The sequence below is a fragment of the bacterium genome, from assembly GCA_009926305.1.
GTDB lineage: Bacteria > Bdellovibrionota_C > UBA2361 > UBA2361 > RFPC01 > RFPC01.
The window spans coordinates 1-22,104 of the sequence record RFPC01000006.1; the positions used below are offsets into that span (position 1 = coordinate 1).

A 22,104-nucleotide genomic window follows, 5' to 3' on the forward strand; every position below is an offset into this window, starting at 1 on the left:
TCGACGAAGTGATAGTCAGGAGAGACTAAGAGGAAATATCGCTCAAGGTCAGTAGGAGCTTCCTCCGTTTTTTCTCTCGAAGAACTTCTACTTCCACTTGTTTTCCAATCGTCTGAGCATCAAGTGCCCGATAGAGGTCATCACTATCATTAATTTTGACTCCATCAACTGCTAGAATAATATCTCCAAGTCGATTGACTCTTCCCCGTCCATCTACTCGTGTCCCCTGTAACCCACTTTTTTCCGCCGGCGAGCCCCTTGGGATATTGGCAATTAAGACTCCAGCTCGAACTCGTAATCGACGTGCGATCCAATCATCGACAATTTCTATTCCAAGTCCGGCTCTCTTTACTTTCCCGAACTGAATCAACTGCGGTACAATCCGATTCACGGTATCAACAGGAACCGCAAATCCAATTCCGGCGCTTTCTCCTGAGGTACTATAAATCGCTGTATTCACTCCAATGAGGCGGCTAGAGCTGTCAAGTAAAGGACCACCAGAGTTCCCAGGATTGATTGCTGCATCGGTCTGTATTACGCCCTGTATTGGTCTACCCGTAGCTGAAGCAATTTCTCTTCCGATACCGCTAATCACGCCAGTTGTCAGCGTCTGATCAAGTCCGAAAGGGTTTCCTATCGCATAAACATTCTGTCCAACCCGTAGTCCTCGGGATGACCCAACTTTAATTGGTCGAAGGTATCCGCTCGGCGCTTCAATCTTGAGTACCGCAATATCTTTGTCTGGTTCTGCACCAACGAAGCGAGCATCCCAATCAGTCTGATCTGCAAGATGCACCTTTAGCTTCCGTCCGCCCTGAACTACATGATAATTCGTTACGATGTATCCTCTCTCATCCCATATAAAACCAGAGCCTGTACCTCGGGGAATTTCTAACGGAGTCAAGGAGAAGAGGTCTCTTTTCAGTGCGATATCAATAGTAGTGATGTATACGACACTCGGAGAAGCATCTTCAAACAACGATATAGTACTTTGCTCTTCAGCTGTTAAACCATCGCTTGCTGCTACTTGGCGCGGACCAACTGAGATAGAAATTTCTTGTGCTGAAAAAAAGAGAAGCAGTATTGCAATAATACCCATGGTACAAGCCAGTAGATATCTCCCTTGAAATAGATTCATGACTCCTCTTCTTTCTTTTAGCTATCTTCACTCATCACAAGATATATTTTGAGAGATCTACATTCCCCACGATGCTCTCTAATCGCTCGCGCACCATCTCAACAGTAATATGAATGGTTTCACTAGAATGCTCATCTGCATGAAAAGAGATATCTTCAAGCACCTTCTCAAGAATTGTATGAAGGCGACGTGCTCCTATATTCTCGGAGGTTCGATTTACCTCCTCAGTCAGTCGAGCAATCTCTCTCAGCGCATCATCTGAAAATTCAACTCGCACTCCCTCGGTATTCAGCAGCGCCTGATACTGGCGAGTGAGTGCATTCTGAGGCTCACAGAGAATCCGATAAAAATGCTCAGCTGAAAGACTTTCCAGTTCAACTCGAATTGGGAAACGACCCTGAAATTCCGGCATCAAATCACTTGGCTTAGCGATATGAAAGGCACCCGACGCAATGAAGAGCACATGGTCAGTCTTGAGCGAGCCATACTTCGTTGAGACTATTGAGCCCTCAACGAGCGGAAGCAAGTCTCTTTGAACCCCTTCTCGAGAGACATCAGGACCTTTTCCGCCCCCCTCTTTACCACATACTTTGTCTATTTCATCGAGAAATACGATACCGCCTTCCTCTGCTCTCTGTAGCCCCAGCTCTGCCACTCTCTCGTGATCGATCAGGGAATCAAGTTGTTGCTGTAATAAAATTTCTCTCGCTTCACGAACCTTGACCCGTCGCTTCTCTCGCTGCGGTGGAATCATGTTACTAAAAAGATCTTTAATTTGCCCCTCAATCTCAGCAAAGCCCTGAGGACCGAGTACTTGCATTTGCGTACCAGCTGTTTTCGTAATCTCTATCTCAACTTCGCGTTCTTCGAACTTTCCGTCCTCAAGGAGCCGCCTGAGTCGCTCGCGTGTACTCGCATCCTCTTTATGTACACCGTCTTCGTTCTCAGTCTTATCGGTTCGTGAACCTGGAAGAAGAAGATCGAGAATGTCCTCTTGAGTAGCTCGAAGCGCTCTTATTCTCATGCGCTCCTGCTCTTCCTCTCGAACAAGAGTGACTGAAGCCTCGACCAAGTCTCGAATAATAGACTCTACATCTCTTCCAACGTATCCTACCTCTGTAAACTTTGATGCTTCCACCTTCACAAAAGGGGCTCGAGCGAGCTTTGCCAATCTTCTTGAAATCTCAGTTTTTCCCACTCCTGTTGGACCAATCATTAAGATATTTTTCGGAGTTATCTCATCTCTAAAATCATCGGGGACCTGCAGTCGTCTCCATCGATTTCTCAATGCAAGCGCTACCGACTTTTTTGCACCTTCTTGCGCAACGATATACCTATCGAGTTTGGCAACGATCTCCTTCGGAGTCAGTTGCACCACCGCTCTTGATTCCAACTGTGCTTCGTCTTCTTTAACGATACTTCCGAAAGTCCCTTCAGGTTTCGGTTCGCTTCCTTCCGAATCCACTGCTTCAGCCATTAGATTTCACCCCACTCGCGACTACTTCTTCGATACAAAAGTGCGTATTTGTAAATGGACAAATTTCTGCTGCAACATTCATTGCAAGCTCTGCTATTTCTCGTGTGGAAAGATTCTCATTGGGGAGTCGCAGTGCAGCCCGAGCAGCAGCAAGAGCAAAATTTCCTCCTGAACCAATTGCTAAGATCCCATCGTCTGGCTCAATAACATCCCCCATACCAGATAAGAGATAGAGGTGCTCCGCATCTCCTACAATCATCATCGCCTCAAGTTTCCTTAATGCTCGGTCCATTCTCCAATCTTTTGCGAGTTCTACGGCAGCTCTACTGAGTTGACCACCGAACTCGGATAACTTCACTTCGAATCGCTCAAAGAGTGTAAAGGAATCAGCTGCAGAGCCAGCAAAGCCCGCTAACATAGCTCCATGATGAAGAGTTCTGACTTTTCTGGCCCCCTGTTTGAAGACCGTATTCTGAAGAGTGACTTGACCATCTCCAATCATGACGAGGTTTCCGCCGCGACGAATCGCAAGAATGGTAGTGCTGTGAAATATGTTTTCCATACAATTTAGTCTCGCGCCCGAAGGGAAAAAGGTCAACGACGGCTGTTATTATTCTTTTTCTTTTTTTGTGTCTATGCGCTTGATCTTAGGAACGTCACGAGAGGTTGGTTAGACTCTGCATACACCGCTGAGCCTCCTGAAAGTCCTCTCCTCTAATCTTTTCAAGAACTTCCTCATAGAGAGCGACATCACGTGGCGTGTGTTTGCCCGCTCCTAAACGAAGAATCTCGAGCTTTTCACTTACTTCTCTGATTGCCTCTTGTCTTAATTTGAACTGAAAATCGGGTCCCGATAGCAGCTTCAACAGAGCTAAAACCCGATATCGGTCAAGCGCTTTGCGACTCCGAGAAAGCTGGTCTGAATGTCCCCCATATTTGAGGACAAGAGCACGTCTTACCAACCCTATCTGGTTGAAAGCGGTAATTCTCAGCCAGAGATCGTAGTCTTCACAAACTGGAAGCTGCTCATCGAAGAGCCCGAAGCGCTCAAAGAGGGTGTGATGCATAAAGACTGAAGACGGACTTATACAACATCTCTTGAGAGATGGAATAAATGCGTCACCCTCAGGCATCGCATGTATCTTTTTCTGATTAACTCGAACTCCTCGTCTAAACCATGTTTCCAGGGATTGTGAGAACAGATATTGGTTTGAGGTCTCATGAAATTCAACATGTGCGGCCAGTTTCTCAGGGAGCCACTCATCATCTGAGTCAAGAAATGCATACCATTTGGACGGCGCGTGTTGAATGCCAACATTCCTTGCCGCTGAAACTCCTCGATTATTTTGCTGTATCCAGTAGTTGCCACTCTCTTCAACTAGCTGCCGTGCCTCACGCATGTCTGCATCTGAACCATCATCAACTACGGTCAATATGTAGTCTTTACAGGTCTGGGCAAGCACTGACCGTACCGCTCGTTGCAGCATATCCGGTCGATTTCTCACTGGAATAATAACAGAAATACTCTTCATGATACGTTGCTTTTCATAGCGGGAACCACAATGGCTTATTTCTTGTTAAAAAGAAGTGGTAATACTGGATTTTCTCCTCTCCACCCTTACAATAAAGCGAATGAATCTTATTGTCACCGCACTCAGACCAGAAGCCCTACCCTTCATTCAGCGCCTGAAGCTCAAGCGAGTACTCTCCATACGATCTCATGAGCTGTATCGACACGACTCTTTCTCGCTCATCATAACGGGTATCGGACTTACACAGGCGGCCATTGGAACAACGCTGGCCCTGCAATTTTTCAGTAATCAAGGAATAAACATCAATACAATTACGAATGTTGGAATAGCAGGCTCTAACGGCGACTTTTCTCTCGGATCGATAGTCCGTCCTGTAAAAATCCAGAACCTTGCTACGCTGGAAACCTTCTATCCTGATATAACCGTTGATATAAAGGCTCAAGACGGTATTCTTCACTCGTCGCCTACTCCGATAGCATCACCAGATCATTGGCCAACAGATACGATTGCGGACATGGAAGGATCTGCATTTTTTGAAGCCAGTAAATCTTTCTTGCCAATTGAGAATATTCTTCTTCTGAAAATTATATCGGACTTCTTCAAACCAGAGACCATCACGAGAGATCGTATCGAAGAGCACATTCGCGTCCATACATCACAAATCATTGAAACAATTCTGACACTTGAGCAAGTAACACAGAAGATTGTCGTATCGCTTCTCACCGAGAGCGATGAACAGCTTCTGGCAGACTGCGAGACACGTCTCTCGTTAACCTCATTTCAACGAACGACACTGCGAAATCATGCCAAGCAATTTAGAGCTCGGACACAGGCTCCCCTTCCCCTCAGCTCGCTCCTCAGAAGCGCTCATCCCGAAACAAAAGTAGAACAAAAAAAGATACTTCAAGAGGTGCTCAATGTCCTTGCAGAGTGAGGCTCCTCATACGAGTTATACGAAACTTTTCTCTCATATCTATGTCGAAGAGACTGCCCATGATCACCCAAGAACAAAGCGAATTCTAACTCGCTTTCCAAAAGCACGAATCATACCGATCACGAGCTACAAAGAGGTCTTCAATCGTTACAATCAAAACTTTCAGTTTCAAAAACAGAGCAGGAAGCTCATACTTGCAAATAGAACAGATGAGTTTCTTTATCGTGGATCAGGCTTCGCTCCAGACTTTGAGCACAAGAATTTCTATTATAATACGCTTGCACTTAACTGTCTGTATGATTGTGAGTACTGCTATCTACAAGGAATGTTCCCTTCTGCACACCTCGTTGCTTTTGTAAATAATGAGGGCTTTCTCAGAGCGATTGAAGAGAGAATAGCAAATGAAAAATCACTCTATCTCTGTCTATCATACGATACAGACCTTTTAGCTCTAGAAGATCTCTTTGGATATGTAGCCGAATGGATACAATTTGCGAACTTTCATCCTGGACTCACACTGGAGGTCCGAACCAAGAGTGTTGCGGTACAGACACTGCTTCACGTTCCGCCAAATCCTCGGATAATACTTGCTTGGACCCTCTCACCACACTCAATAGCGAGACAGTACGAAACTGGAACTCCATCGACGGAGGCGCGCATCAAGGCGATACAACGTGTTGCCGACCATGGATGGCCAGTACGTCTCTGTCTTGACCCGATTCTTCCCGTTACAAACTGGAGAAATGAATACAAAGACTTGTTAAGGAGCGTAGCTTCAGTAATAGCCCCAGAGAGTATTAGTGAAATTAGCCTTGGGACATTTCGAATCAGCTCTGGGTACTTTAAACAAATGAAAAAACATCGACAGAGCTCAAGCCTGCTTCATCAACGATATGAAGATAAAAATGGCGTTGTATCGCTCCCTGTCGACCAAGAGCAAGAAGTGCTATCAGAAATCAAAGCACTGGCGGAAGAGCTCTTTCCACGCGAAAAAATTTACTTGCATCACGCCCCTTCTTCTCACGAAGCGCCATAATACCTCACCCAAAGAAGACCTAGCGCCCTACAAGATTCACGACAAGCTTACGAAGATGTGGATTGACACGATGCTCCCAGAGATAGATGCCCTGCCATGTACCAAGAGCGAGCTCTCCACTTACTACTGGTATTGATAAGGCCGTTTGAGTAATTGCTGATTTAATATGTGATGGCATATCATCAGAGCCTTCTGCAGTGTGCGTGAAACCAGTATCATTCTCAGGAATAAGCTTATTCAGAAAATATTCAAGATCCGTTCTTGCTGATGGATCGGCATTTTCCTGAATTATTAAGCTTGCTGAGGTATGTCGAATAAAGACGGTACAGAGTCCATCCTTAACCTGTGAACTCCTCACTATCTCTAATATCTGAGGCGTAATCTCTATTAGACCCTGCCTCTTCGTATGAACTGTTACTATTTGGTTCGCTATCTCCATCGCGGCTTGCCCTCACAAAAGCTCATCCCTTTTCAGGTATCAGCCTTAAGAATCTACTGGAGATCCTCAGTACAAACGATACGCTTTAATGAAGCCAGGTCAGTAAACGACACCTGCTCTCCTGTTTGAATATTCTTGACTGAATTTTCAGCATCTAAAAAAACTACGAAAGGAATACCCTTTTTATCGGCGTAATCAATCTGTTTTCCGAGTTTTGGGGAGCGAAAAAACACTTCGCACGACACTCCATCAACACGTAACGCTTCTGCAAATTCTTCCGCTTCTTTCCTTACCTCCTCGTTCAGTACTGTTACTAAAACACGAGCAGAAGACAGCTGAGGAAGCGGTAGAAGTTTCTCTCGAATAATTAAGTCCATTAAACGAGTCAGACCAATTGAAATTCCTACACCGGGCACATTCTTCGACAAGTACTTGCTGACTAAATCTTCATATCTTCCCCCGCTACCGACAGAACCGAACTCGGGAAACTCTGTTATCTTACTCTCGACAATTGTTCCAGTGTAATAGTCAAGACCACGAGCTATTTGAAATCGAACAACAATATGATCTCGAACACTCTTCGGTATCAAAGAAGCCACGGTAAGCAGCTCCTCTGCTCCTTCCTCCGCCATAGCAGAATTGAGGGATACTTGTGAAAGAACAGAGGCCAGTTGATCCAACGGGACTGTGGGTGCAACAAACTCCAGTATTCTGTCTCTTGCACTTGAAGATACCGAAAGAGCTTCGATCTGTTGCGCAGCTTCTGATTCTCCAATCTTATCAAGCTTATCAATGACAGATATGGCTTGCCTTGCAATATCGTCTGATAAACCAAGACCCGAAAAGTATCCTAATAGAAGTTTTCTATTATTGAGCTCAAGGCATGGAGTCCCAATATTTAACGCCAATAGACCCTTTGCTAATACTGTTACTACCTCGGCATCACAGCAAAGCGGCAACTCATCCCTTGAAACGATATCAACATCAAATTGATAAAATTCCCGAAACCTACCCTTTTGAGGCCTCTCACCACGCCATGATTTCTGAAGTTGATATCGCTTAAACGGAAAAACAAGCTCATTGAAATGCATCGCCACATAACGGGCAAACGGTACGGTAAGATCAAAGTGGAGCCCGAGCTCTGGTTCCGAGTCGCTCTGTGCTGCCAGACGCTGCACAGCGTAGATTTCTTTGTTAATCTCCCCCTTTGATGAGAGAGTCTCAAGAAGTTCTACTGCTGGAGTTTCAATAGGAGTAAATCCATGGCTTTCATAAATTCTTTTGATTTTTGCAATGACTGCATCTTCTAACTTTTTCTCTGCTGGTAACCACTCTGGAAATCCAGATATTCCCTTATTTTTTGCCATATCGTCGTCCTCTAATTCCTGAAAGCCAAAGTATAAGAGAAAAACGACTGAGAGGCTATTCCTACCTTACTATCGAAGTCGCTGCTGACTTGAGCTGAATCTTAAAAAGATCATCTGATATTGGTGTCAGATTGTCGTGTTGAGGTGCCGAATCTTGCCCCCAATATCGTTCTTCGGCCTCTGACCAAACAAAGTGCGAAGGACATCTCCACTGCCCCCCCTCGCAATCGAGAGCTGGAATGAGTTCTCGCTGGGCCTCCATCCGCCCCTGATAGTCGATACCGTGCGACCAGAGCCACCCTTCATAGCCTGCAAAAAGCTTACGGCCTGTCAGCACGACTGCCCCATTGTGATCTGGGGCAGACAAAACTACAGCACGAGCTGGAAGAGCTCTATGCCATTTCTCAGCGAGATATATTTTCTTTCTGTCAAACATTTCATACATCTCTCCCCTTTGAAAAATCGTCCACAATTCGAACGTTGTGGGAATAATGAACAGGAAAACCATTGAATGAAGGATGCGCCTAGGTTGAACAGCCTCCTGTTTCATTATTAAAGCAAGGAGCACTACAAGCCCGACATAAAGCTTTATTTGATCCCACTCCCATACTGATAGCCCCACGAACCAAAAGATGATCGCTAAGATTATTAGTGAGATTGTGTCTTTCTTCTGCTTATAGAAGACGAACGTTATCAGGAAAACCAGACTTATTGGCCATACATTCTGAAAAACATTCAGCAATCCACCTTCTTCTCTCACCATGCTCTGAGAAAGAAACCCTGAGTACCGCAGTATAAAGAGAGATTCTTTCCCGTATAAAAATGGAAGCGCGTGAAAAGAAAGAAGCACCCCAGGAGAGAATAATTGGAATAGGAAGCAAAGGAAGGCTGTTTTTTGATCGCTTTTATATAAGAGAATAGCGAGCTGCATCCCAATAAATAACGCAGTCAACAGAAAGAAATGCGTATGGGCTAAGGGCATGAAACCCAGCAAAATGCCAGATACGCCCCCATATACTCTTCTGTCCTTTGGCGAATCTCGCCAATGAAAAAAGAGTTGTACCGTAATCAACATGAGCATTGCTCCGAAAAGAGCGCTACGTTGCGGAATCCATATAGTGGTCAGAAATGATGTCCAACTCATTCCGCGGGGAATCATTTGTCCAGAGTTCTGACCTAAACTCGCGTATCCACCCCCAGCAAGGAGTATAAACCATGGTAAAAGATTCTGAGATTTCGAAGAGAGTACTTGATACACCACTTCCCAGAGCAGGAGCCATTGAAACAAAAAAATAAGTGCCAAGTGCGAATAAGAGAGATTCCACTTCCAAATTACCGCCGACCAGAGATTGATCAAGAAAGGATATTGTAAAAATCCATCAGCATAAATGATCTGTTCAGGGGGAAAGTTATCAGCCCGAACAAACGACGTAATCATCCCGAGGTGAAACGGATAATCTCCATAGGCATTTCTCCAAGCACTTATAATTCGCTCCTCATAGAACTCAATAAGCGTTGTTCCCAATACGATGTGGACTATCAACCAAACGAGATGCCCTAGCGATAATCGAGGAAGCGGTTGCTTCAAAAAAGCAAAAAAGTTCCTCCAGCGTCGAGAGATAAGGAACAGGAAGGGTAGGCAACAAGAAATTCCCCAAGAACCACCGAAGGACTTCAGCACCAAAAAAGCAACAAGAAACGTTGTGAGACCTAGAGCAAATTCTGGGGGAAAGCCAGGAAAGCGACTCTCTTCTTCAGCGTGACAGGCATTATTGTGGCTAAACCATCTCTTGCAGCAAACCCATACGCTACGACCGAGCGCTCGAAGCAATACGATATGAAGGATAAATAGCGAGGCTGAAATGACGAGTAGGCTGATCCCCTCTTGCAATCGGTCCATACATAATACCGTAAAGTGCAACAGACGTAATAACCACCCATTGAAAACTTTAACACCATCCTATAGCGTTCTAGTCTATGAAGCTATACATCGTCCGCCATGGCGAGACCATTGAGAACCGAAGTAACATCATCCAAGGTCAGCAACATGGCCAACTCTCCGATCTCGGCATACTACAACGGGAGAAGCTTGCCCGTCGTTTGCAAGATTTCTCCTTCGATGCAATTTACTCGAGCGATCTTGAACGCACACGGGAGACGCTGGCACCTTTTGCTAGCACCACTCCTCTTCCTGTGCGATACACCGAAGTCCTCCGAGAGAAATCTTTTGGCGATCTCGAGGGCTACTCGGGAGAAATCTACCGAAGAAAACTACAAGCTTCTGGAAAGACTCGCATCGACTTTCGCCCCAATAAGGGCGAGAGCTTTATTGACCTTACAGACAGACTGACTCCTTTCGTTGAGGCTCTTCATGCTAATCATTCAGGAGAATCCATTCTTCTTATGACACATGGTGGAGTAGTGCGAGTTCTTCTCAATCTACTACTTGGCATGCCCCTAGAAGAACTCTTACAAACAGAAATACGAAATACGTCCATCAGTACAGTCTGCTTTCATCCTCATACTCGTGATGAAAAAGGTGTGCAGTCTTTCTCTATGAATGATTACACGCATCTAAGTGAGCTTGATGATTCAGGAGAACATACAAATGGTGTTGATGCCTTTTTTGGAGCTCTTCCTGTAAAGGACTAAACTTTTCCCCATGGGAGTTATAAATGCTTAATCTTACCCCGTTTTTAAAAGCCTACTCTTTATATCGAGGGCATCAGCTTTCCAAACAAAACCCGGTTGAATGCCAGCGCCAGATTCTCAATAAACTGGTACAAAAAGCGAAAGATACTCAATTTGGACAGCAGTATAATTTTCGGAAAGTTACATCTGTAGAAACATATCAAGAAACTGTGCCACTTCGCACATATGAGGACTTCTGGAAAGAATTTTGGGAGCCCTGCTTTCCTCATGTAAAAGACTGCACGTGGCCGGGGACTATTACTTGCTTTCCAGTAAGCTCGGGAACAAGCTCAGGCACAACGAAATTTATTCCTTATACAAAAGAAATGAACGCATCAAATGCAAAAGCAGGGCTGGATGTTCTCGTTCATCATGTTTCAAACCGACCTCAGACGAAACTTCTCGGGGGCCTCAACTTTATGCTTGGGGGTAGCACTGTTCTTAAAGAAGAAGCGCCTGGAATTTATAGTGGAGACCTAAGTGGAATTTCTGTAAAGAATCTTCCATGGTGGATTCGTCCTCGCTATTTTCCAAACGAAGACCTTGCTCTTTTAAGTAATTGGGAAGAAAAAATTCAACGGCTGGCAGAGGAAAGCTTGACCAAGGATATTAGAACGCTCAGTGGTGTCCCCTCATGGATGCTTATCTTTATCGATAAATTGGCTGAGCTGAAGCCGCACCTACCAAGGAAGCTCTCTTCATACTTTCCGAATCTTGAACTCGTTATTCATGGTGGTGTTAACTTCACTCCCTATTACGATCAGTTCCAGGAACTCCTCGATGGAAGCCATGCCGAGCTTCGCGAAGTCTACCCAGCCAGCGAAGGATTCATTGCCATTGGAGACCGCGGCTATGGCGAAGGACTCCGGCTCCTGCTAGATACAGATATCTTCTTTGAGTTCATTCCAGTTGACGAACTTGATCACGCTACTCCAACGCGTCACTGGGTTGGAAACATTGAAGAAGGGATCAATTATGCGATTGCACTTACTACGTGTGCTGGTCTCTGGTCCTATGTCATTGGTGATACCGTACGATTCATAGACACAGAAATACCCCGACTTCTTATAACTGGAAGAACCTCGTACTCTCTCTCGGCATTCGGAGAACACTTGATTGCGGAAGAAGTCGAAGACGCCGTTCATACCGCTCTGACCTCGCTTGGACTACGTGTTACAGACTACTGCGTCGGTGCTGTTTTCCCACAAGACACAGGAGAGCTAGGGGGACACCTGTATATCATGGAGCTTACCGATGAAGGACATTCAGCACAGGAAGCCGACAAAGCAAGTTTACTGATTGATCAGCGCCTCTGCGAACGGAATGAAGACTACGAAGCACACCGTGCCGAGGGATTTGGACTCAAAGCTCCAAGAGTTGAGTTTGTACCACACGGCTTCTTTGCTGCTTGGATGAAATCTCGCGGCAAATTAGGGGGGCAGAATAAAGTTCCTCGACTCGTGAGCAAACCTGAGCTTTTCGAAGACCTTTGTACTTTCCTTAAAACAGAATACGCATCCTCCAAGCACTAAACAGAGCTCAGAGAACAAAAGGAAGCATCTAGCTAACCGACTGAAAATACTAATTTTTAGCTGCGTTAGCGCCCTTTTACGCCGCGTAGTGGTTTCATACACTACATTACGTTACACTCCTAAGACTTCTGGAGCGCTCTCAGATTGCGCCATCGTTCTCTCGATGAACTCCGAAGTGGAATAGCGTTATATCGAGAATCGTTATTTGTTTAGAGAATATTGTGGCGCCGGATTGCCACCTATAGAGACAACGAAAAAGGAAGCTCATGTTTCAAGGCGATATTGTTGGGGATGACACAAAGGGAATGAACTATGCGGTCCGTCACTATCTCTTTTGGGGAGTTCATCTCGTGTGTATCTTTGCACTCTTTACAGATGTCAGCTGGATAGCGCTGGCAGTATGTGCCTTCCTTTACTTCATTCGGATGTTTGCAATTACTGGTGGTTATCACAGGTACTTTTCACATAGAACGTTCAAGACGTCTCGGGTATTTCAGTTCCTTTTAGGATTTCTTGGCGCCACCTCTGGTCAGAAAGGGCCAATTTGGTGGTCTTCTCATCACCGACATCACCATCAACACTCAGATCAGCCAGATGATGTTCACTCTCCAGTAGTATCTGGAATCTACTATGCACATATCGGATGGATCTTGAGCCGACAGTTCATCCATACCCGGCACGAGCTTGTAAAAGATTTGACGAAGTTCCCGGAACTCAAGTTGCTCGATGCATACAATTGGATCCCGCCAACGGCACTTGGATTCTTCTGTTTCTACCTAGGAGTTGCTCTTGACCATTTCTTCCCAGCATTGGGGACTTCGGGCTTTCAGATGCTTATGTGGGGCTTCTTTGTGAGCACCGTTCTCCTATACCATGGAACCTTTTGTATCAACTCTTTTACTCACCTATTCGGCTCACGAAGGTTTCAAACCACTGATGATAGCAGAAACAATCTGCTCCTATCTTTGATTACCCTCGGAGAGGGCTGGCACAACAATCACCATCGTTATCCTGGTTCAGAGAAGCAAGGCTTTTACTGGTGGGAGATAGACATCACTCACTACATATTGAAGTGCTTATCGTGGTTTGGAATTGTTTGGGACCTCCGTGTTCCACCGCAAAGAATCTATGATGAAGCGAAAAACACCTCAAAAGAGGAAGCGAATAAAATAAGAGCGGTAGAGCAAAAGGTTCAGGAAGCCCCAGCACAGACTAAAGCTGCCTAGCGCTGTGTTTTCAGGTCTGGAGGCAGCGAGAAGTGAACCGTAAATTAGAAACGGAACTTCTTCGCGCTAGTCCAGAATGACTGACACCCTAAACTCGTGGAACGCTTGACCTCTGTGAATTCAAATTATGAAGCGTAGCGTGACACAGACTCTTTTTGATACTCCATCAAACCCTAAGCTGCCTCTTGCTGAACAGGTTCGTCCTCATTCGCTAGACGAGATGCTCCCCCCTTGTGGAATCAGCCCTCACTTATGGAAAAACATTTGTAATCCAAAAATAGCGCTTCAAAGCATGATTTTCTGGGGACCCCCAGGATCAGGAAAGACGACTCTAGCACGTGCCATTGGAAAAACGAGAGACGTTTTGTTTAAAGAACTCTCCGCAGTGAATGCAGGAGTTCGAGAAGTTCGCGACCTCGTGAAAGAGACCAGACAAGGCACGCCACCTCTCCTACTCTTCCTTGATGAGGTTCATAGATTTAATCGGACGCAGCAAGATATCCTGCTGCCACTCATTGAAGAGGGCCGCATCATATTTATTGGAGCGACTACCGAAAATCCTTCATTTGCACTGTCCCCGGCTCTCCTTTCACGGTGTGGGCTCATTCGATTAGCAGGTTTTGATGATGAGGCGCTCACACACATTCTTTCCAGTGTCCTTTGCTCTCTAGAAAAAACCATCCCTGAAAATCTGCAAGCAGCACTTATACACTCAGCTCAGGGAGATGCTCGCCTTCTTCTTCGCACCCTAGAGCGATATCTCTCTATGGAGGATGAGAACATACCATCATCTGCTGAATTACTCTCCGAGCAATCACACATTCACTATGATCGTTCAGGAGATCATCACTTTGACTCCATATCTGCCTTCATAAAAAGCATGCGATCAGGAGATACTACTCAAGCGCTGTACTATGGATTGCGAATGATTGAAGCTGGAGAAGATCCTCTCTATGTACTTCGGCGAATGATCATCTTTGCTAGCGAAGATATCGGAAATGCTCAGCCACAAGCACTGATGATCGCCAATCAGGCTCTTGAGGCGTATAAATTCCTTGGTCTTCCAGAGGGCAAAATTGCTATCACCCAGGCAATTTGCTTTCTCTCCACTGCTCCTAAATCTCGAGCAAGCTATAATGCATTACGAAATGCTGAAAAATTCATAAAGAGCCATCCAAATATTCCAATAATGAGCGAGCTCACAAATTCCCCCATTCGTGAGAGCCCAGAAGATAAGGCCCGCATAGAAAAAGCTGCTGCTACTCTGAATTCACAAACTTTTTACTGTCCCGAGGATTCTGGATATGAAGCCCGATTGCCTAAATGACAAGGGAGATCATATATCTTCACCCCATTGTCGAGCACTCGAAACAACGATAATCTGACGATCTGAGGTTCGATTATTTTATGAAGTACGCTATCGCCGACAATCAGAGCAAGAAAAGGAGAATACCATTGCAAGCGACTCTTTTTCTTCTTCTCGCGTCCATTATCTTCACTGACTCACTGATAGCCCAATCGCGTGAGCTCCTTTCTGGTGAAGTGCCCACTCAGCTAGAGGAAGAATCAGTAGATACGTACCAAACAACAAAAGACTCAATCTTACAAAAACTCTCGACGTTAGAGAGGGTAATGGAAGACCCCTTCAATCCTCTAGAAGCACCTCCTCGATTTTCATCAGAAGAGCTTCTCATGCTGGCATCCCTTCATCTCTATTGCACTCTTAAAGAAGGAGTATGCACCTTAATTCCTTTTACGATTTTCGAATCTGACCTAATAGCCTCAGCAAGAGAGGAAAAGGCTACTTGTCCAAACCTCCTCTTTTTTTGGAAACAATGGCTCTCAGCAGATATGGAAAAACGAGTAGATATGGATCTTGGAGTTGTGCACTACGATAAACGCTCGGAGTATAAGCGAACCAAACGCTCTCAACTTCTTCGGTGCAGCAAAACCATAGCTTCCATGCTAGAGACTCAAAAAGATGTGAAAGGATACCTCTCTGAGCGTTATGGAAAGAAAAAAGAGCTGCCAACAAACCTAAAACTCTATATCACAGAGCTTCATAAGAAAATCTCTGATATTTATCAAGAAACAGGTGTCCGCAAGTAGTCTTCCGTACGACTATGCCCACCAAATCTCTCCAGTATTTCAACTAACAATTTCAGATAATTAAGTGCGCCGTCCTCAATTTTAGAGCACATTACCAAATAGTCCTTCCATAACAGGATCGTAAAAGAGGGATCTGGGGTCGCTTCTTACAAATGCGAGAGGGGGATATATGCGCACGCATCTTCGATATCATACGAGCCATTTACCAACGAAAGGGAAAAGAGTGCGGCACGAAATGAGAACACTCGAGACAAAGCGAAAGGGCCTCTTGGCATGCATTTCGTCTATCCTGGGATATTCGCTAATTGGCTGTACCTACCTCAGCGTCGCACTATTCCTATTATCCTATGTAGATTCTCCTGCTACACAGGAGCTTCAAGAGGTAAGGCATGAAATCAATTATCAGATTGCTCTGGCTAAATATTCGCTCAATGAGAGTATGAATGAACAGGCTCTACGGAGGAGTCAGCAAAGAGCGAATTAATACAGATGAGATTAAGGACCTTCCCTCAGTACACGTGATTATCCGTTTCATCTTTCAATGACACGAAACTCTCATCAGGAGAGCGGGTGCTTCATTCTTGCTTTTTTAAAAATAGCACGACGGTTCCTCGTATAAAATCAGTAGGTTAGAGTGGTAAATGAGCATTGAATCTGCTCTTTTTCCCTCTGCATCTTAATAAGTCGAAAGTGCGTAGTACTTACTATTTAGGATAACTATGTCTCAACAAGAGCTTCCGGAGCATTTACGGCTCCAAATTCGAACTGCACTCACTCACTATGCTAAATTTTACGCCCATCTCGTTTCAGATAATGCTTCAGATGCAGAGCACGAGCTTAGACTCATAGGTGAAGTTGATAAGAGAATACGGGCCAAAGAAAGTAATCTCAGTTTCCAAGCGTATCATCGAAAGCGCACTCAACTGATGAGAATATTCCGTTCTCAGCTGATCAAGACCATCGAGGGACAGGTACAAGAAGAGATACTCAAAAAAGCTGAAGGTCTTATCGGAAAACTAGAGATTGAAGAGATTTAATCTCTATTCTCTGACCTCATAAGCCCTTAGCATAATAATCATGTCAGGATTATTTGCCGTGGTGAGTGCAGCAATATTTGCTGCCTCAAAAGATCTCTGTAGCAAAGCACTTACCTCAAGGATAACGCCAACCCTTTCAGCAATCTATTCTTTTCTATTTGCGCTTCCGTTCTACTTATTTGCACTTCTTGTGCTTAGCTTTTTTAATATCTCCATTTTCGATCTTAACCGTGAATTTTATTTTTATGTACTCCTCAGAGCTCTATCGGATATGGCTGCAGAGTGGTGCCGCATGTTTGCAGTACAGTTCGGAGACGTTTCACTTGTAATTGCCTTTATATCACTGACTCCCCTCTTTCTTCTCTTCCTTTCACCTCTCATAACAGGAGATCTACCAACCCTAGAAGGAGCCCTTGGTGTTGCCATAATCACTCTCGGCGTCTTCATTCTCGCCGGAAACAAACTGACCTTTACTACGCATAAAAAGGGAATTCTGTTTGGATTAGCTGCTGCTTTTTTCTTTAGTCTCAATGCTTGCTTCGACCGATTAGCTACAGTTCACGCCCATCCTTTTGTCTCAGGATTCTGGATGACTCTTGCTGCAGGTATAATCCTTATCGGCATAAGTCGAACAGGCACCCGGTCTGTATTTTCTCCGCGACTCCCTCTTGTTCTTCTGTTTAGTCGCGGCATTTTTGAGTTTCTTTTTATGAGCTCGAAGCTATGGGCTCTACAGTTTTTTCAAGCTCCCTATGTTGTCGCACTAACAAAAGTATCTTTAATACTTGTCATATTAGGAGGAGGAATCTTTTTTAGAGAGCAACATATTAAGAGAAGGCTCCTCGGTGGACTGATAATCATCCTTGGGAGTATTACGATCATCTTTCAAGGCTAACTACTGAAAAAGCACCCTTTTTATTTCGCCGAGCCATTCTTTCGGAAGGCGCTGTTTGCTAATCCATCCATCCGCATTATTCTCAGCCGAATACCGCTCAAGATCGATCTCTGGCACATTCGAAAAGAGGATCACTTTTAGATCGCTCATTGATTTTTTTAAGAGGCGGCATACTTTAGTGCCAGGAATACCCGGCATCTGTACATCACTCACTAAAAGATCTATGTCGGAATTAAAAAGATATTCATGAATTTCTGAGCTATGCTGAGCTGTTATCACCTCGTAGCCCTCTCTCTCAAGCACATGTTGAAGGATATTCAGGATCATCTCATCATCATCGAGACAGAGAATGCGAGTTGGATGATTCACTCCTTCAGTCGGCTTGGTAAGTACGTTGACGGCACTCTGAGTCTTTGGAAGCGAACAATTCGGACCAGCTGCAGCAAGAACCTCTCCCTCATGAACCGTCAGTGCTTCCTCACATTGCCGCTGAAATTCACCTGCATTGGGAAATCGTTCCGCTGGGGATTTTGCCAGAGCTTTGCGTACCACTTTTTCAATTGTATCAGATACTCCGAACTCTTCCGCCAGAGAGGGAAGGGGTTGTGTTAGATGAAGAATGAGTGTTTGAACAACATTGTCTCCCTCAAAAGGCACTTTCCCTGCGATAAGCTCAAAGAGCACAATACCCAGAGAGTAGAAATCTACTCTGTGATCAATTTCTTCCTCTCCTGCTGCTTGCTCTGGAGACATATAGCACGGCGTTCCGAAAACAATTTGGTCATCGCCTAGTTGCTGACGTAAAAATGCAGTGCCGAAGTCTAAAACTTTGACGCATAACTCGCCTTCTTCGGTAGATTCGAGAAAAAGATTCTCTGGTTTAATATCTCCGTGAATAATTCCAGCACTATGCGCTACATCAAGCACACCCAAGACCTGCATTGCTATCCTCAGAGTATCCCCAAATGAAAAATAGTGGCCCGCATCTATCCGATGTCTTATTGATTCACCCTGACAATAATCCATCGCCATATAGTAGCTGCCATCGAGCGTCTTACCGAAATCACGGACTTGTGCAACCCGTGGATGATTGAAACTGAGCAAAAGAGCGGCTTCTTTCTTAAAACGCTCTACTCCCATGGGTTGAGAGATCGCATCACTTTTTAGAATCTTAAGAGCATACTGGACACCGAGATCAACATGCCGAACAAGCAGCACCTTCCCCGAGCCTCCTTCTCCAAGCTCTCTTAAAGGGATATATTTTCCAGCTATCAACTCCATTGAACTCCGACGGACTACATTTTCATATAACCTATCGGAAGGAATAGAGAACCTCATGAGGAGGAATGTCATGAAAACACGTATACGAAAGATTCGTATTTCTACTAGCGCTCACGATTTACTAGTGATTTCGCAAGTTTCTCAGAGTCAACCTGATATGTCCCGTTCTGAATCTGTTCTTTTAATGCTTCTGACCGTTTTAATCGCTCACTCAACCAACTGAGAGTGAGTGAAGTTAAAGATCTTTTTCTCTTCAGTTTTGGAATATCTGTCTTTTTTTCTTCCATATCAACTCGTTACTACAAAACGAAGCACTTACGGCTTATACAAGAGAACGACCTTGAGTGACAAAGACTTAACGATTGAGAGCCAAAAGCTTGAATGCGAACTCAGGGATGAGAAGTTGCTAGTATAGTGCTTATTCTGCACTAAGGCGAAATAGCTTCTTGTTGTGTTTCATGACAGGAAGAGTGACTTGCCAAGAAATTATGAACAAGCTCTTCGACTTCCTCTGCTGATTCTGTCTCGACAAGCTGCATCCGTAACTGAGAAGCACCATCGAAGTGTGACGCATAAATTTTAAAGTATTTCTTCAAAATTCGAAAAGGTTTCTCTCCCTGCCACTCTTCCTCGAAAAGGTGAACGTGCTGCAATAAAAGCCCCAACTTCTCCGCCGGTGTTCTTTCTGCTAGCGGCGGCAATGAGCGATCGAAAAGATAAAGATTATCAAAGATTCCTCTTCCAATCATGATTCCATCTACACCAGTTTCAGCAACTCTCTGATCCGCCTCTTCAAGACTTCTTACATCGCCATTACCAATAATCTGAGTTTCTCCCTGAAGGGCATCTCGCATGCTAACTACTTTTGCAATTTCACCCCAGTCCGCATTTCCTTTCGAGAGTTGCTTCGCAGTTCTTCCATGAACAGTAAGTGCCGCAGGCCTCAGCTCAAGTAGAAACTGGCACCACTCCTCAGTAGCCCTTATTTTAAAGCCAATCCGCGTCTTGATACTAACGGGAAGCTCTCCAGCACCCTCTTTTGCTGCACTATAAAGCTCAGCAGCAAGAGTTGGGTTCTCAATTAAAGCTGAACAACAACCACTTTTCACTATCTTCTCAACGGGACAGCCCATATTAATGTCTATGCCGTGAAATCCTAGTTCACGAATTTGACAAGCCGCTCGAAAATAGTTCTGGGGGTTATTCCCCCAGATTTGAGCAATGAGAGGAGCCTCATCGCTTGTAAAGCGTAAGCGATGAACAACATTGCTCCATCCCGGCGAGAACATCCCGTCAGTGCTTGTAAACTCACTAAAGAACACATCGGGAGCGGCACATAAGCCTACAAGCCGTCGAAAGACAGTATCGGTTACGTCCTCCATAGGCGCTAAGACGTAGTACGGCTTTTTAAGTTTAGACCACTGGAACATAAAAAATCACTATTAGCTCTCCGCTCACAGAATAACAAGTCTGAGCCGAATAATAAAAAATGTTCCAACTCTTTTTCTTTCTCTTATGAATCTTTCCTGGTTATTTTTCGCATAATAGAGAGAAATGCGAGAATATCGAGTACGAAAAGAGATAGATTCTCATCCAAATCCGGCAGAGCGTGATCAAGTCCGCTGGGGAGCTATCTCCCTGTTTTTTTTCAGCTATCTCCCAATTCTCCTCGGTCTTCTTGGGGCAAGAATCCTAATGCTCTACCACGCTATGCCAGTCGTTGAGTTATCAATTATAGACGAAAGCCTTCTTCAAGTTCTTGATTTTACAATACGAATTCTTGGACTGCCTTGGTAAACGTTCTCTCTCTTGGCTGAGGGTCCTCATCCCTTATATCTAAGCCAATACGAAGAACGTCTTCCATCTTGTTCCTCTTGCAGCTCACCGAACCAAGCCCACTCTTCTGCTCAATGGAAGCTCAGCGAACCCTTAAGAAGCACATGATGAGAAGCTTGAATACCCCATCATCGCCCCGTATTATCTCATGCAGGCAAATACCTCATGGCGATCTGATGGATGTTGAACAACTCTATGAACAACATAGAGAAAAACTGGATATTTTCTCTCGACTTCTTAGCTCTGCAAATAAGCGTGTTAATCTCATGAGTCGTGAGGAGATCTCGCATATTTCCTCCCATATTCTCGACTCTCTGCTACTCGCTGAAGAGATTCATGACATGAATTCTATTATAGATCTTGGTTCAGGAGGAGGCTTTCCACTCATACCCTTAGCTATTGTATGTCCAGATATCTCGTTTACGGGTATCGACTCAGCACAGAGAAAAACTGACTTTCTTGAGATGTGCAAAGTTAAACTTTCACTTTCTAACGTACAGATTCTTCACTCCTCCATTGAGGAGTCTGCACATCTTCATGCTCAATTCGATGGCGTAACCGCACGGGCTCTTGCTCCTCTTCACTCCCTACTATCGCTCGCTACTCCATTTCTAAAAAATAATACTTCTTCGCGGCTTATCTTTCTGAAAGGAACTCATTGGAAGAGTGAAGTTGCTGCGGCCTCTGGTATTATGACGGAGCTTGGGGTTCAACATAATTCTACCGTTGAATTCTCCAATATCCCTGGAAGAGAGCACTCTGCTGTGCTTACATTTTCTCCGAAATCGTATTCATGACGAGAGCATCATATGACTCGTGCGGTCAGCTCTCCAAGAATTTCTCGAGGAATATTTCGAAAAAATCGAATGCCTTGTCGAAGCTGCTTTGCTGATTCTTCTATAATTGCGACAACGCCCGCAGAACTATCGGGTAGGTGGTGTAAGAAGCCATATTCCTTGAGCGTATTGAGAAAATCTAAGCCAACATCAAGACCAGATAAAAAACTTCTATCTAGCTGAAGTGCAACGTCAAAAAGAGCCGTATGTTTGGGCATTGCATCAAAACACAATTCCCAGGGCACACCATTTGCTCTTCCTTCTACTGCTAACCGTACCGCCTTACACCACGTATTACTGGGAGGCTCTCCCTGGGCATTACATATACTTCGTGTAGGTCTCAGCGAAAGAGTCCGCAAATCCTGCTCCGCCTGAGATGTATATCCAAGCCGCTCGCAATGCAGTGCTACTTCATTGACTGTCAGATCTCGAGACTGGAAATAGACAGGAAGATCCTCTACAACCTCTATTCCATGTCCAAATTCATAATCATCACTTAAATACTGTAAAGAAAGTGAATGATCATAATCATCATCCGTTTCTTTTGTTCGAAAAATATCAAAATCTCTCACCTCAAGAGTGTTTGAGAGAGGATGCAGGAGTCTTCGCAGAGTTTCTCTTGGCACACCTCCTTTATACCAGTATCCCTCTGGTAGATACGGATACGGAGATGCTACTCGCCGAATCCTATACAAAGAAGACTCTCCAATACTCATCGTTAATTACTCTCCTGATTCT

Annotated in this window: 23 protein-coding genes; 12 read left to right on the forward strand and 11 right to left on the reverse strand. The window is 44.7% G+C overall.

The annotated features are described in order from the left end of the window. Window positions 1-25: 25 nt before the first annotated feature. The 4 genes from EBR25_02080 to EBR25_02095 form a co-directional block, all read right to left on the reverse strand. A complete protein-coding gene (locus EBR25_02080; GenBank protein NBW39771.1) occupies window positions 26-1,099 on the reverse strand; it encodes a PDZ domain-containing protein in 1,074 nt (357 codons plus the stop codon). 73 nt (window positions 1,100-1,172) lie between these two features. Further along, window positions 1,173-2,615, reverse strand: coding sequence for an ATP-dependent protease ATPase subunit HslU (gene hslU, locus EBR25_02085; GenBank protein NBW39772.1), 1,443 nt, complete (start codon window positions 2,613-2,615; stop codon window positions 1,173-1,175). Continuing rightward, complete coding sequence (gene hslV / locus EBR25_02090; protein NBW39773.1) at window positions 2,608-3,177, reverse strand: ATP-dependent protease subunit HslV; 570 nt, start codon at window positions 3,175-3,177, stop codon at window positions 2,608-2,610. Before hslV ends, hslU begins: the two co-directional genes overlap by 8 nt. 94 nt (window positions 3,178-3,271) lie before the next feature. Next, the gene (locus EBR25_02095; GenBank protein NBW39774.1) at window positions 3,272-4,147 is read right to left on the reverse strand and encodes a glycosyltransferase family 2 protein; all 876 of its coding nucleotides are present in this window, start codon (window positions 4,145-4,147) and stop codon (window positions 3,272-3,274) included. A 55-nt stretch (window positions 4,148-4,202) separates the two neighbouring features. Between EBR25_02095 and EBR25_02100 the strand changes: the two genes are divergently transcribed. Then, a complete protein-coding gene (locus EBR25_02100) occupies window positions 4,203-5,081 on the forward strand; it encodes a hypothetical protein (protein ID NBW39775.1) in 879 nt (292 codons plus the stop codon). After that, window positions 5,065-6,117, forward strand: coding sequence for a DNA photolyase (locus tag EBR25_02105; GenBank protein ID NBW39776.1), 1,053 nt, complete (start codon window positions 5,065-5,067; stop codon window positions 6,115-6,117). The genes EBR25_02100 and EBR25_02105 overlap by 17 nt, the downstream gene beginning before the upstream one ends. Before the next feature lie 19 nt (window positions 6,118-6,136). Here the strand turns inward: EBR25_02105 and EBR25_02110 are convergent, their stop codons facing one another. The 3 genes from EBR25_02110 to EBR25_02120 form a co-directional block, all read right to left on the reverse strand. Further along, complete coding sequence (locus EBR25_02110) at window positions 6,137-6,556, reverse strand: YjbQ family protein (GenBank protein NBW39777.1); 420 nt, start codon at window positions 6,554-6,556, stop codon at window positions 6,137-6,139. A gap of 53 nt (window positions 6,557-6,609) precedes the next feature. Beyond that, window positions 6,610-7,923 (reverse strand): histidine--tRNA ligase, encoded by a 1,314-nt coding sequence (gene hisS, locus EBR25_02115; GenBank protein ID NBW39778.1) that lies wholly within the window; start codon window positions 7,921-7,923, stop codon window positions 6,610-6,612. 61 nt (window positions 7,924-7,984) lie between these two features. Next, window positions 7,985-9,823: a hypothetical protein gene (locus EBR25_02120; GenBank protein NBW39779.1), complete on the reverse strand. Its 1,839-nt coding sequence runs from the start codon at window positions 9,821-9,823 to the stop codon at window positions 7,985-7,987. Between the two features lie 77 nt (window positions 9,824-9,900). On the opposite strand from EBR25_02120, the gene EBR25_02125 reads away from it, so the two are divergent. The 8 genes from EBR25_02125 to EBR25_02160 all read left to right on the forward strand — a co-directional run bounded on the left by EBR25_02125 (window position 9,901) and on the right by EBR25_02160 (window position 17,413). Beyond that, on the forward strand, window positions 9,901-10,575 hold the full coding sequence (locus EBR25_02125; protein ID NBW39780.1) for a histidine phosphatase family protein: 675 nt from the start codon (window positions 9,901-9,903) through the stop codon (window positions 10,573-10,575). Between the two features lie 23 nt (window positions 10,576-10,598). Beyond that, window positions 10,599-12,146 (forward strand): auxin-regulated protein, encoded by a 1,548-nt coding sequence (locus EBR25_02130; GenBank protein ID NBW39781.1) that lies wholly within the window; start codon window positions 10,599-10,601, stop codon window positions 12,144-12,146. Window positions 12,147-12,412: 266 nt separating this feature from the next. Then, on the forward strand, window positions 12,413-13,372 hold the full coding sequence (locus EBR25_02135) for an acyl-CoA desaturase (protein NBW39782.1): 960 nt from the start codon (window positions 12,413-12,415) through the stop codon (window positions 13,370-13,372). A gap of 127 nt (window positions 13,373-13,499) precedes the next feature. Then, on the forward strand, window positions 13,500-14,699 hold the full coding sequence (locus EBR25_02140; protein ID NBW39783.1) for an AAA family ATPase: 1,200 nt from the start codon (window positions 13,500-13,502) through the stop codon (window positions 14,697-14,699). A gap of 128 nt (window positions 14,700-14,827) precedes the next feature. Then, window positions 14,828-15,481 (forward strand): hypothetical protein, encoded by a 654-nt coding sequence (locus tag EBR25_02145; protein NBW39784.1) that lies wholly within the window; start codon window positions 14,828-14,830, stop codon window positions 15,479-15,481. 169 nt (window positions 15,482-15,650) lie between these two features. Further along, window positions 15,651-15,965 (forward strand): hypothetical protein, encoded by a 315-nt coding sequence (locus EBR25_02150; GenBank protein ID NBW39785.1) that lies wholly within the window; start codon window positions 15,651-15,653, stop codon window positions 15,963-15,965. A gap of 235 nt (window positions 15,966-16,200) precedes the next feature. Next, window positions 16,201-16,518 carry a hypothetical protein gene (locus tag EBR25_02155; protein NBW39786.1) on the forward strand — a complete coding sequence of 106 codons (318 nt, stop codon included), beginning with the start codon at window positions 16,201-16,203 and terminating at the stop codon, window positions 16,516-16,518. 40 nt (window positions 16,519-16,558) lie between these two features. Further along, on the forward strand, window positions 16,559-17,413 hold the full coding sequence (locus EBR25_02160) for a DMT family transporter (GenBank protein ID NBW39787.1): 855 nt from the start codon (window positions 16,559-16,561) through the stop codon (window positions 17,411-17,413). Here the strand turns inward: EBR25_02160 and EBR25_02165 are convergent, their stop codons facing one another. From EBR25_02165 to EBR25_02175, 3 genes are all read right to left on the reverse strand, one after another. Further along, window positions 17,414-18,766, reverse strand: a complete 1,353-nt coding sequence (locus tag EBR25_02165; protein NBW39788.1) for a response regulator — start codon at window positions 18,764-18,766, stop codon at window positions 17,414-17,416. Between the two features lie 32 nt (window positions 18,767-18,798). Beyond that, complete coding sequence (locus tag EBR25_02170; protein NBW39789.1) at window positions 18,799-18,981, reverse strand: flagellar biosynthesis anti-sigma factor FlgM; 183 nt, start codon at window positions 18,979-18,981, stop codon at window positions 18,799-18,801. Window positions 18,982-19,122: 141 nt separating this feature from the next. After that, entirely contained in the window at window positions 19,123-20,124 is a 1,002-nt protein-coding gene (locus EBR25_02175) for a tRNA-dihydrouridine synthase (protein ID NBW39790.1), read from the reverse strand. Window positions 20,125-20,248: 124 nt separating this feature from the next. Between EBR25_02175 and EBR25_02180 the strand changes: the two genes are divergently transcribed. Both EBR25_02180 and rsmG read left to right on the forward strand, forming a co-directional pair. Beyond that, the gene (locus EBR25_02180) at window positions 20,249-20,491 is read left to right on the forward strand and encodes a hypothetical protein (protein NBW39791.1); all 243 of its coding nucleotides are present in this window, start codon (window positions 20,249-20,251) and stop codon (window positions 20,489-20,491) included. A gap of 68 nt (window positions 20,492-20,559) precedes the next feature. Beyond that, entirely contained in the window at window positions 20,560-21,327 is a 768-nt protein-coding gene (gene rsmG, locus EBR25_02185) for a 16S rRNA (guanine(527)-N(7))-methyltransferase RsmG (protein ID NBW39792.1), read from the forward strand. 8 nt (window positions 21,328-21,335) lie between these two features. Here rsmG and EBR25_02190 read toward each other — a convergent pair whose 3' ends face one another. Beyond that, window positions 21,336-22,082 carry a hypothetical protein gene (locus EBR25_02190; GenBank protein ID NBW39793.1) on the reverse strand — a complete coding sequence of 249 codons (747 nt, stop codon included), beginning with the start codon at window positions 22,080-22,082 and terminating at the stop codon, window positions 21,336-21,338. Between the last annotated feature and the right edge of the window lie 22 nt (window positions 22,083-22,104).

Bases quoted from the DNA above. Each gene is read 5' to 3' on its own strand.
- EBR25_02080 (NBW39771.1), bottom strand. From the start codon at position 1,099: ATGGGTATTATTGCAATACTGCTTCTCTTTTTTTCAGCACAAGAAATT.
- hslU (NBW39772.1), bottom strand. From the start codon at position 2,615: ATGGCTGAAGCAGTGGATTCGGAAGGAAGCGAACCGAAACCTGAAGGG.
- hslV (NBW39773.1), bottom strand. From the start codon at position 3,177: ATGGAAAACATATTTCACAGCACTACCATTCTTGCGATTCGTCGCGGC.
- EBR25_02095 (NBW39774.1), bottom strand. From the start codon at position 4,147: ATGAAGAGTATTTCTGTTATTATTCCAGTGAGAAATCGACCGGATATG.
- EBR25_02105 (NBW39776.1), top strand. From the start codon at position 5,065: ATGTCCTTGCAGAGTGAGGCTCCTCATACGAGTTATACGAAACTTTTC.
- EBR25_02110 (NBW39777.1), bottom strand. From the start codon at position 6,556: ATGGAGATAGCGAACCAAATAGTAACAGTTCATACGAAGAGGCAGGGT.
- hisS (NBW39778.1), bottom strand. From the start codon at position 7,923: ATGGCAAAAAATAAGGGAATATCTGGATTTCCAGAGTGGTTACCAGCA.
- EBR25_02120 (NBW39779.1), bottom strand. From the start codon at position 9,823: ATGGACCGATTGCAAGAGGGGATCAGCCTACTCGTCATTTCAGCCTCG.
- EBR25_02125 (NBW39780.1), top strand. From the start codon at position 9,901: ATGAAGCTATACATCGTCCGCCATGGCGAGACCATTGAGAACCGAAGT.
- EBR25_02130 (NBW39781.1), top strand. From the start codon at position 10,599: ATGCTTAATCTTACCCCGTTTTTAAAAGCCTACTCTTTATATCGAGGG.
- EBR25_02135 (NBW39782.1), top strand. From the start codon at position 12,413: ATGTTTCAAGGCGATATTGTTGGGGATGACACAAAGGGAATGAACTAT.
- EBR25_02140 (NBW39783.1), top strand. From the start codon at position 13,500: ATGAAGCGTAGCGTGACACAGACTCTTTTTGATACTCCATCAAACCCT.
- EBR25_02150 (NBW39785.1), top strand. From the start codon at position 15,651: ATGCGCACGCATCTTCGATATCATACGAGCCATTTACCAACGAAAGGG.
- EBR25_02155 (NBW39786.1), top strand. From the start codon at position 16,201: ATGTCTCAACAAGAGCTTCCGGAGCATTTACGGCTCCAAATTCGAACT.
- EBR25_02160 (NBW39787.1), top strand. From the start codon at position 16,559: ATGTCAGGATTATTTGCCGTGGTGAGTGCAGCAATATTTGCTGCCTCA.
- EBR25_02165 (NBW39788.1), bottom strand. From the start codon at position 18,766: ATGACATTCCTCCTCATGAGGTTCTCTATTCCTTCCGATAGGTTATAT.
- EBR25_02170 (NBW39789.1), bottom strand. From the start codon at position 18,981: ATGGAAGAAAAAAAGACAGATATTCCAAAACTGAAGAGAAAAAGATCT.
- EBR25_02175 (NBW39790.1), bottom strand. From the start codon at position 20,124: ATGTTCCAGTGGTCTAAACTTAAAAAGCCGTACTACGTCTTAGCGCCT.
- EBR25_02180 (NBW39791.1), top strand. From the start codon at position 20,249: ATGCGAGAATATCGAGTACGAAAAGAGATAGATTCTCATCCAAATCCG.
- EBR25_02190 (NBW39793.1), bottom strand. From the start codon at position 22,082: ATGAGTATTGGAGAGTCTTCTTTGTATAGGATTCGGCGAGTAGCATCT.